This is a genomic window from Herbaspirillum sp. YR522, from assembly GCF_000282575.1.
GTDB lineage: Bacteria > Pseudomonadota > Gammaproteobacteria > Burkholderiales > Burkholderiaceae_D > Herbaspirillum.
The window spans coordinates 1-9,412 of the sequence record NZ_AKJA01000145.1 but is presented as its reverse complement, the minus strand read 5'-3'; the positions used below and the strand labels follow the sequence as shown (position 1 = coordinate 9,412).

Annotated in this window: 10 protein-coding genes and 1 tRNA gene; 6 read left to right on the top strand and 5 right to left on the bottom strand. The window is 63.7% G+C overall.

Annotated features, from left to right (window positions below):
- Positions 1 to 107 precede the first annotated feature (107 nt).
- The 3 genes from PMI40_RS20680 to PMI40_RS20670 form a co-directional block, all read right to left on the bottom strand.
- A tRNA-Ser gene (locus tag PMI40_RS20680) sits at positions 108 to 201 on the bottom strand.
- Between the two features lie 117 nt (positions 202 to 318).
- Positions 319 to 1,572 carry an aspartate kinase gene (locus PMI40_RS20675; protein WP_040502582.1) on the bottom strand — a complete coding sequence of 418 codons (1,254 nt, stop codon included), beginning with the start codon at positions 1,570 to 1,572 and terminating at the stop codon, positions 319 to 321.
- A 353-nt stretch (positions 1,573 to 1,925) separates the two neighbouring features.
- Positions 1,926 to 2,204, bottom strand: a complete 279-nt coding sequence (locus tag PMI40_RS20670; RefSeq protein WP_008119439.1) for a DUF4148 domain-containing protein — start codon at positions 2,202 to 2,204, stop codon at positions 1,926 to 1,928.
- 190 nt (positions 2,205 to 2,394) lie between these two features.
- Between PMI40_RS20670 and PMI40_RS20665 the strand changes: the two genes are divergently transcribed.
- Positions 2,395 to 3,306, top strand: coding sequence for a LysR family transcriptional regulator (locus tag PMI40_RS20665; protein WP_008119437.1), 912 nt, complete (start codon positions 2,395 to 2,397; stop codon positions 3,304 to 3,306).
- Between the two features lie 21 nt (positions 3,307 to 3,327).
- Here the strand turns inward: PMI40_RS20665 and PMI40_RS20660 are convergent, their stop codons facing one another.
- Positions 3,328 to 3,753, bottom strand: a complete 426-nt coding sequence (locus PMI40_RS20660; RefSeq protein WP_008119435.1) for a thioredoxin family protein — start codon at positions 3,751 to 3,753, stop codon at positions 3,328 to 3,330.
- Between the two features lie 91 nt (positions 3,754 to 3,844).
- Here PMI40_RS20660 and tsaB point away from each other — a divergent pair, with 91 nt between their 5' ends.
- Genes tsaB through PMI40_RS20640 form a run of 4 tightly spaced genes read left to right on the top strand, consistent with a single transcriptional unit; the run spans position 3,845 to position 7,073 of the window.
- Positions 3,845 to 4,561, top strand: a complete 717-nt coding sequence (tsaB, locus tag PMI40_RS20655) for a tRNA (adenosine(37)-N6)-threonylcarbamoyltransferase complex dimerization subunit type 1 TsaB (RefSeq protein WP_008119433.1) — start codon at positions 3,845 to 3,847, stop codon at positions 4,559 to 4,561.
- Positions 4,558 to 5,058, top strand: coding sequence for a ribosomal protein S18-alanine N-acetyltransferase (gene rimI, locus PMI40_RS20650; protein ID WP_008119431.1), 501 nt, complete (start codon positions 4,558 to 4,560; stop codon positions 5,056 to 5,058). The genes tsaB and rimI overlap by 4 nt, the downstream gene beginning before the upstream one ends.
- A complete protein-coding gene (locus PMI40_RS20645; protein ID WP_008119427.1) occupies positions 5,055 to 6,050 on the top strand; it encodes a uracil-DNA glycosylase family protein in 996 nt (331 codons plus the stop codon). Before rimI ends, PMI40_RS20645 begins: the two co-directional genes overlap by 4 nt.
- Positions 6,051 to 7,073: a DUF1853 family protein gene (locus PMI40_RS20640; protein ID WP_008119425.1), complete on the top strand. Its 1,023-nt coding sequence runs from the start codon at positions 6,051 to 6,053 to the stop codon at positions 7,071 to 7,073.
- 28 nt (positions 7,074 to 7,101) lie between these two features.
- On the opposite strand, the gene lplT is transcribed toward PMI40_RS20640, so the two are convergent.
- Positions 7,102 to 8,370: a lysophospholipid transporter LplT gene (gene lplT, locus PMI40_RS20635; RefSeq protein ID WP_008119424.1), complete on the bottom strand. Its 1,269-nt coding sequence runs from the start codon at positions 8,368 to 8,370 to the stop codon at positions 7,102 to 7,104.
- A 270-nt stretch (positions 8,371 to 8,640) separates the two neighbouring features.
- On the opposite strand from lplT, the gene alr reads away from it, so the two are divergent.
- Positions 8,641 to 9,412: alanine racemase (gene alr / locus PMI40_RS20630; protein WP_008119422.1), on the top strand; the 772-nt coding region annotated here is incomplete at its 3' end.

The following is a 9,412-nucleotide window of genomic DNA, read 5'->3' as shown; positions in this document are numbered from 1 at the left end:
GGTTTGGCTTGCAAGCCAAACCCTTCGAATCCCTCGCGTAAGCCGCGCAGGCGGCTTACTCGTCTCCACCAAAAAAAATGCCCGCTTGCGCGGGCATTTACTTTTTTTGGCGGAGACGGAGGGATTCGAACCCTCGATACAGGTTTAAGCCCATATGCTTCCTTAGCAGGGAAGTGCCTTCGACCACTCGGCCACGTCTCCCATACTTGAAACAATTAATTTCTGTCTCAAGCGAAGTCACGCATAATAGCTTCTGAAGGGCGGTTGGTCAACAAAAGTCTTGCAAAAAATCATCGATCTGCCGCCGCCCAGGCGCTGTTACTTTGCGTTTTCCAGATCAAAGGCCTTGTGCAACGCGCGTACGGCCAGTTCCATGTACTTTTCGTCGATCAATACGGAAATCTTGATCTCGGAGGTCGAGATCATCTGGATGTTCACGCCTTCTTCCGACAAGGTGCGGAACATCTGCGACGCAATACCGACGTGGCTGCGCATGCCAACGCCCACCACCGAGACCTTCGAGACCTTGGTGTCGCCGTTGATCGAGGCCGCACCAATGTGCGCCTTGACGCTGTTGTCGAGCACTTCCACCGCCTTGGCATATTCGGCGCGCGGTACGGTGAACGTGAAGTCGGTCTTGCCTTCGACCGACTGGTTCTGGATGATCATGTCGACTTCGATGTTGGCGTCGGCAACCGGGCCCAGGATCTGATACGCAATGCCCGGACGGTCAGGCACGCCCAACACGGTGATCTTGGCTTCGTCGCGGCTGAAGGCGATGCCGGTAATGGTGGCTTGTTCCATATTCTTGTCTTCCTCAAACGAAATCAGGGTGCCGGAGATGGTCTCTTCGGACAACGGCATTAAGGGGTCGGTCAGCGACGACAGCACGCGCGTGGGCATCTTGTAGTTGCCGGCGAATTCGACCGAACGGATCTGCAGGACCTTGGAACCCAGCGATGCCATCTCCAGCATTTCTTCGAACGTCACGGTGTTGAGGCGACGCGCTTCGCTGACCACGCGTGGGTCGGTGGTGTAGACGCCGTCGACGTCAGTGTAGATCAGGCATTCGGCAGCCTTGATGGCCGCTGCCACCGCCACGGCCGAGGTGTCGGAACCGCCACGGCCGAGCGTGGTGATGTTGCCGTCGGTGTCCACGCCCTGGAAGCCGGTGATGATCACGATCTTGCCGGCGTTGAGGTCGCGCCGCACCTTGGTGTCGTCGATGGAGCGAATGCGCGCCTTGGTGAACGACGAATCGGTCTTGATCGGTACCTGCCAGCCAGCGTACGACACTGCCTGCTTGCCCAGCGCCTGCAGCGCAATGGCCAGCAGCGCAACCGAGGCTTGCTCGCCGGTGGAGGCCAGCATGTCGAGCTCGCGACCTTCAGGCTGGGCCATGATTTCCTTGGCCAGGCCGAGCAAACGGTTGGTTTCACCAGACATCGCAGACGGCACGACAACGATCTGATGGCCTGCGTCGTGCCACTTGGCAACGCGCTTCGCGACATTCTTGATGCGCTCGGTCGAGCCCATCGATGTGCCGCCATATTTGTGAACGTATAAAGCCATAGAGATAAAGGAAGGTGGCCGACTTTGACGAACAATCGCTAGCTAGGCCGGAGGGAACAAACCCTTGACTTTACATCCGCACCGGCGAAATCTCAAGGAAAAACTGGTCGCCAGCAGGCTTGCCACACGCATTGTTGCATGTCGCATCGCAGCACGAGGAGGGGGCGGGAAGAGGAGGGGACACCAGCTGTCATGCGCTGCAAACGGTGCAGGCGGCATGGCAGGTGGTGTTGCAGTACCGATATTGCAGCAAGTGCGTGTTACCTGGATTGCTCGAGCCGGTGGTTCAGACGCCAGGGGCGGATCGCTGCCGGGACGATGGAGCCTGTTGCGGGCTGCCTGCGATCAATGCATCAGGCGCCGTTGTACAGGCCTTGGGTGCGGTTGCCGGCTTGTTGCACTTGCGATTGGACTTGCTGGCGCGACAGGTGTGAGCTGGGTTGCTGTACCACCGGGTATTCATTGCGCACGGTGATCTCGCCGTTGGCGCGGGCACGTTGCAGCTCGGCCTTGACGTCGGCGCGGGTCTGGGTCGACACGAATGGGGTTTCCGGTGGATAAGGTGCTTCGGCCATGGCAGTACCGGCGGCAATCATCAGGGCGGCGGCTAGGGTAATGTTCTTGATGTTCATGATGTCCTTCTTTCTTTATTGGTGAGGTGGTTGGCCGATGAGCAGGCCGCTTGCTATTGGTCGGGCGCCGCGTGTTGCTTTTTGCAATTACCCAACCGATGCATGCAGTGTAGTTATTGCCTGTTCAAAGAAAAATGGGTCTAATCGGAATTGACTATTTCTTTATCCGGAACAATCGAGGGCTTGAAAAATGGATCGGCTGCAATCAATGCGCGTGTTTGCCAAGGTAGTGGAGCAGGGCAGCTTCGTGCGCGCGGCGGAAATAATGGAAATCTCCAACGCCGTGGCCACCCGCTTCATCGCCGACCTGGAGGCTCATCTGGGCACGCGCCTGCTCAATCGATCGACCCGGCGCCTGTCGCTGACCGAGGCCGGGCAGGCCTATCTGGAGCGGGTGCGACTGATCCTGGCCGAGATCGACGACGCCGAGGCGCTGGTCTCGCTGGACACCAAGAAACCGACCGGCACCCTGGCCGTGTATTCGCATGCCGGCTTTGGGCAGTCGCAAGTCGGCGGATTGCTGTCGGGCTATTCGCAGCTCTATCCCGAGGTGGTACTTGACGTGACGCTGTCGGACCGCGCCGTCGACATCGTCGAGGAGGCCATCGACGTCGGCTTTTTCAGCAGCCTGCAAAAGGTCGACGCCAGCATGATCGTGCGCCAGCTGGGGATGGCGCAGGTGGTGCTCTGCGCGGCGCCGGCCTACCTGGACAAGCACGGCACACCAGCCCGACCGGCCGAGCTGTCGCAGCATCACTGCCTCAACTTCTCGCACGAATATCTGCGCCACCACTGGCATATCAATACCGCCGAAGGCGTCATGGACGTGCCCATCGTCAGCAAGGTGGTGTCCAATAGCGGGGTGCTGCTGCGCGAGTTCGCCCTGGCCGGCATGGGGATCGCACTGCGACCTTCCTTCTCGCTGGGCGACGACCTGCGCAGCGGTCGGCTGGTGCGGGTGCTGCCCGACTACGATATCGGCAAGGTGGCCATGTCGATGGCCTATCCCAGTCGGCGGCTGCTGTCGGCCAAGGTGCGCAGTTTCGTGGAGTACGTCAGCAGTCGCTACCCGCAGCCGGAGAGCGATCCCTGGCTGGCCTGAGCTGGCGTCTCGGGTGCGGGATCAGGCGAGGTCGGCCAGCCTGGCCAGCAGGCTGCATTCTTCCTGCCAGGTACGACGTTGCTTGGTGCTGAGGGCTTCGCGCTGCAGTTCGGCGTCGGATTTGTCGACCTGGGCCGCCAGGAGCCGTTCGGCCAGGCGGGTGTCGGGTTCCATCGGGCCGAAGAAGGCGACCGTGGCGCCCCGCTCGAGCAGCAGCGTGGGAAAGTTGTCGACATCGATGTCGCCCAGCAGGTCGGCCTGGTCCTCGATGTCGATCCAGACGAAATGATATTGCGGCGAACGCGCCGCCCATGCGCCGAAGGCGCTCTCATACTCGCGACAACTGCCGCACCATGCGGCGCACAGGCAGGCCACCACCCACGTATCAGTGCGCAGGGCGTCGGCCAGTTGCTGGCGGTTGGTATGGTCAAGTTTCTGGTAGGACATGGCGTGGCTATTTTACCTGCAACGGGCCGCAACGATTTGCGGCGCCGCAAAGCGCAGCAAAATTGCGGCTTCGCCACGGTAGAATAGCGGGATGTCCACGATTCTAGCCATTGAAACATCCACCGAGCTCGCCTCGGCAGCACTGCTCTACCAGGGCCAGCTGATCGTCCGCGAATCCGCCGGCACCCAGACCCACTCCGATGCGATCCTGCCCATGGTGCGCCAGTTGCTGGCCGATGCCGGCATTGCGCTGGCGCGGTGCGATGCGCTGGCCTTCGGTGTCGGCCCCGGGTCATTCACCGGTGTGCGCACCGCCTGCGGCGTGGTGCAGGGCCTGGCATTCGGTTGCGACCGGCCGGTGGTGCCGGTGGTGACCCTGCAGGCCGCCGCCCAGGCGCTGCGCACGGCGCACCCCGAGGTGCCTGAGGTATTGTCCATCATCGACGCCCGCATGGGCGAGGTGTACTGGGCGCGCTATCGCGCCCACCAGGACGGATGGGAAACGCTGGTCGAGCCGACCCTGTCGAGCGCGCCCGAGGTGCGCACCGAGGGGCGCCCGTATGCGTGCGGCAACGGCTTGCAGGCCTATGCGGCGCACTTTACCGATGCCTTCCGCCAACGGCATTTCGCGCTTGCACTGCCGCAGTTCATGCCGCACGCCGGCGCCGTGGCGCGCCTGGGACAGCAGCAATTCGAGCGCGGCGGCGGCCTGCCGGCGCAGCAGGCGCAACCGATGTATCTGCGTAACAAGGTCGCGTTGACCACGGCCGAGCGCGCCGTGCGCGATGCCGCCAAGGGGCAGGCATGACGCCTGCCGATGCAGCAGCACTGGAAGCGGCGGTGCTGGCCAGGCTCGGCGTGCTGCAGCTGGCGCCGATGACGGTGGACGATGTGGACGCCGTGGTGGAGATCGAAAACGCGGTCTATTCGCATCCCTGGACCCGCGGCAATTTTCTCGATTCGCTCTACAGCGGCTATCAGGCGCGCACGCTGCGCGACGAGCACGGCCAGTTGCTCGGTTACTTCCTGGTGATGCTGGCCGTGGACGAGGCACACCTGCTCAACATCAGCGTGGCGCAGGCCCATCAGCACCAGGGACTGGGCCGGCTGTTGCTGCTGCATGCCAGTAGCGGCGCGCGCAAGCTCGGCATGCGCCGCATGCTGCTGGAGGTGAGGGAGTCCAACAGCCATGCCTTCAAGGTCTACCAGCAATATGGATTCACCGAAATCGGTCGGCGCAAGAATTACTATCCGGCTGTCAACAATGCCCGTGAAGGGGCGATCGTCATGAGCTTGCCGTTATGAACGAAGAATTGAAGCGCGAGGACGGTGTCGGTTCTTCGTTGCAACTGCTGGATGCACTGGGCATCGGCCCGGTATGGGTGCGGCGCGAGCTGGCGCTGGAAGAAGCGGTGCAGGCAGCGGCCGTCGACCTGCCGGTGGCACCAGTAGCACCGGTAGCACCGGTAGCACCTGCTGCGGTGGCGGCACCGGTGGCGCCTGGCGTACCTGCCGCTGCCACGCCGCGCGCCGTGGCGCCCGTCAGCCGGGCCGCACCGGCGTCGCGGCCTGCGCCGACGGCCGACGACGGCGTGCCGTCGTGGCTGCACGAGATGGATTTCGCAGCGTCGTCCGAGCCGTTGCTCATTCCTGATCACGATGACGACGAGGCCCCTGCCGCGCCGGTCCGCGACCCCATGCTGGCCAGGATCGCCGCCATGGACTGGAGCGAGCTCAAGCAGACGGTGGCCGATTGCCGGCGCTGCACATTGTGCAATGGCCGCAACCGCACCGTCTTCGGCGTGGGCGACGAAAAAGCCCGCTGGCTGTTCATCGGCGAGGGCCCGGGCCGCAACGAGGATCTGCAGGGCGAGCCCTTCGTCGGTCCGGCCGGCAAGCTGCTCGACAACATGCTGGCTTCCATGGGTGTACGGCGGGGCGAGAACGCCTACATCGCCAATATCGTCAAATGCCGGCCTACCGATGAAAACGGGCGTGATCGTCCGCCATCGCCGCAGGAAGTGGCCGCCTGCCTGCCTTACCTGCAGCGCCAGATCGCCTTGATCCAGCCCACCGTGCTGGTGGCCCTTGGCAAGACTGCGGCGCTGTCGCTGCTGGGCCTGGATGCGTCGACCCCGGTGTCGAAGCTGCGTGGCACCGTGCATCGCTATCAGGACCTGCCGCTGGTGGTGACCTACCATCCGGCCTACCTGCTGCGTACGCTGGCCGACAAGAGCCGTGCCTGGGCCGACCTGTGCCTGGCCATGAGCACCTACGAGCAAAGCGGGAAGGCCTGAATGCCGGGCGCCGCTGGGGTAGCGATGCTTCACCAGGAGCGCTTTCATCGACGCTGGCCCAGCCTGCGCGACCCGCATGTGCGCACGCTGGCCTGGCTGCTCGACGCGCCCGACCTGCTGGCGCGGGATGCACCATGCTGGGCCGGCCGGGTGGCGACCCTGGGCGTGCCCTCGCCCGAGGTGGTGGCCTGGCTCGACGCCTTGCAGCAAGCGCCGGCGCTTGCAGACCTGCAGGCCGAGCTGCAGCGCCAGCCCACCGCGCGCCTGGGGCGCTATGCCGAGCAGTTGCTCGGCTTTTACCTGCGCTGGCGCGGGCAACTGGTGGCTGCCAACCTGCAGGTGCGTGACGACGGCCCCGGGCGGGTCACCCTCGGTGAATTCGATTTCCTGGTGCGTCGGCCCGATGTGAACGCCGACGCCGGCCTGGAGCACTGGGAGTTCGCCACCAAGTTCTACCTGTTGCAGCACGACCCGGCGCAGCATGACGGCGGCGCCGACGCCTTCGTCGGCCCCAACCTGGCCGATTCGCTGGGCCGCAAGATGCGCAAGATCATGACCCAGCAGCTGATGCTGTCCCGGCATCGGGCAGCCGGCCAGGTCTTGCCCGCTCCGGTGAGCTCGGCCCAGGCATTGGTGCGTGGCTGGCTGTTCTATGCGGATGACATGCGGTTGGCACCGGCCATGGGGATTGCCGACGATCATTGCCGCGGTTTCTGGGCCGATGCCATGGGCTGGCAGGCGCGCTATGCGCTTGCACCGGAGTTGCATTTCGTGCTGCTGCGGCGCCTGGAGTGGCTGGCGCCGGCACGCGTGCCGATGGCGCGTACCGTGCCGCTGGATCGGTTAATGGTTGAATTGGCCGCCATCGACGAGCCAGTACTGGTGGCCGTGTGCCGCGCGCCGCAGGCCGATGAGCAGGGCGACGCCATCGAGATCGAACGTGGCTTTGCGGTGCCGCCCGACTGGCAGCAACGGGCCGTTCGCCAGGTGCGTCACGCGCCGGTGACGACGGCATTGCGTTGAGTCGAGGGCCGGGCCGGCAGGGCCGGGCTCAATGCCGGTGCTTGTCTTCGCCGATCAATGACAGCGAGTCGTATTGACGCTGGTTGGCCGCATGGCGGCGCATGATCAGGTACATGATGCCGGCCACGAACGAGCCGAAGATGATGATGACGGTGTTGACGTCCAGGTTCATGCGCACCATGAAGGCATACAGCACCAGCATGGTCAGCACCGACAGGTTCTCGTTGAAGTTCTGGACCGCAATCGAATGCCCGGCGCTCATCAGCACGTGGCCACGATGTTGCAGCAGCGCATTCATCGGCACCACGAAGTAACCCGACAACGCGCCGATGATGACCAGCAGCGGATAGGCCACCCACACCGAGGTGGTGGTGGTCATCAACATCACCACGATGCCCATGATGATGCCCAGCGGCATCACCGACAGCGATTTCTTCAGGGGTACGAAGCGGGCCGCGGCCACCGCGCCCAGGGCCACCCCCACGGCGACGATGCCCTGCAGGATGGCGGCCTTGTCCAGCGGCATGTGCAGCGACTTCTCGGCCCACTTCAAGACGATGAACTGCAAGGTCGCGCCGGCACCCCAGAACAAGGTGGTCACGGCCAGCGAGATCTGCCCCAGGCGGTCGTTCCAGAGGGTGGTGAAGCAGCCGGCGAAGTCGACGATCAGGCGGATCGGGTTGCGTTGCTGGTGCGGATAGCGGGCGCCGGTTTCAGGGATGCTCAGGTTGAACAGCGCGGCGATGATATAGATGACGGAGATGATGCACAGTGCCGCTTCGGTGGGGGTGTCGATGGGCAGGTCGAACAGCGGGAAATCGATGCTGAGGATGACCTGGGAGACATGCGGATTGACCAGCGCCCCCCCCAATACCGTGCCCAGGATGATGGAGCCCACCGTCAGGCCTTCGATCCAGCCATTGGCCGCGACCAGTTTTTCGGGCGGCAGCAGCTCGGTCAGGATGCCGTACTTGGCCGGCGAGTAGGCCGCGGCGCCGAAGCCGACGACCGCATAGGCCAGCAGGGGGTGGACCGTGAAGAACATCAGGCTGCAGCCGAAGATCTTGATCATGTTGGTGATCAACATGACACGGCCCTTGGGGAAGGCATCGGCAAAGGCGCCCACGAAGGCGGCCAGCAACACATAGGACAGCACGAAGAACAGCTTGAGCAGCGGCGTCATCCATGCGGGTGAATGCATTTCGGCGAGAAGCGCGATCGCGGCGATCAGCAGCGCGTTATCGGCGAGCGACGAAAAAAATTGCGCCGCCATGATGGTATAGAAACCGCGATTCATCCCTGTCCAAAATGTAACAAATTAGGTCCGGCTAGCTTTATACCATGAATCCATGGCGGCCAATGAAAGAACGTCATCCGGCTGCCAGGTTGCTTGATATGCCACTTTCCTGACTGCCTTGCGGTTCGTCCGGTAAAATGCCCGCTTGTTCCCCGACCGGAAAAACTTACCCGGCCAGTGCGGCCGGCAGACGCTGCCCGCACCCCGCCCGGGCCGGGTTGCCGCCGTCCCGTTGCGGCGCCAGGCCCGGATCAGAATTGCCAATTCACCATGCCCAGACCGATAGTCGCCTCCATCAGTATTTCCGCGCTTCAACATAATCTTGCCGTGGCCAAGTCCCGCGCCCCCAATGCCCGCGCCTGGGGGGTGGTCAAGGCCAACGCCTATGGCCACGGGCTGGAGCGCGCCATGCGCGCCTTTGCCCAGGCCGACGGGCTGGCCCTGATCGAACCCGACTACGCGCTGCGGCTGCGCGAACTGGGATGGAAAAAGCCTATCCTGCTGCTGGAAGGCTTTTTCGATGCCAGCGACCTGCCGCAGCTGGCCGCGCACGATATCCAGTTCGCCGTGCACTGCGATGAACAGATTGCCCATCTCGAGACATTTGCCACCGATGCCGTGCTGCACGCCCACCTGAAGATGAACAGCGGCATGAACCGCCTGGGTTTCCGGCCCCAAGCCTATGCTGCGGCCCATGCGCGGCTGTCTCGTATCGCCGCCATCGGCAGCATCACGATGATGACCCACTTTGCCAACGCCGACGACGAGGGCAATCCCGACCTGCCGCTGGCCGAGCAGGTCAAGCGCTTCATGGCCGGTACCGCCGGCCTGGCCGGCGCGCGCAGCGTGTGCAATTCGGCGGCCGACCTGTTGCATCCGGAGCTGGCCTTCGACTGGGTACGCCCGGGCGTGATGCTGTACGGTGGCACGCCGGGTGGCGGCACGGCGGCGGACTTCGGCTTGCGTGCGGCGATGACCTTGCGCAGCGAGATCATCGGCGTGCAACAGGTGGCACCCGGCGAAGCCATCGGCTACGGCAGCC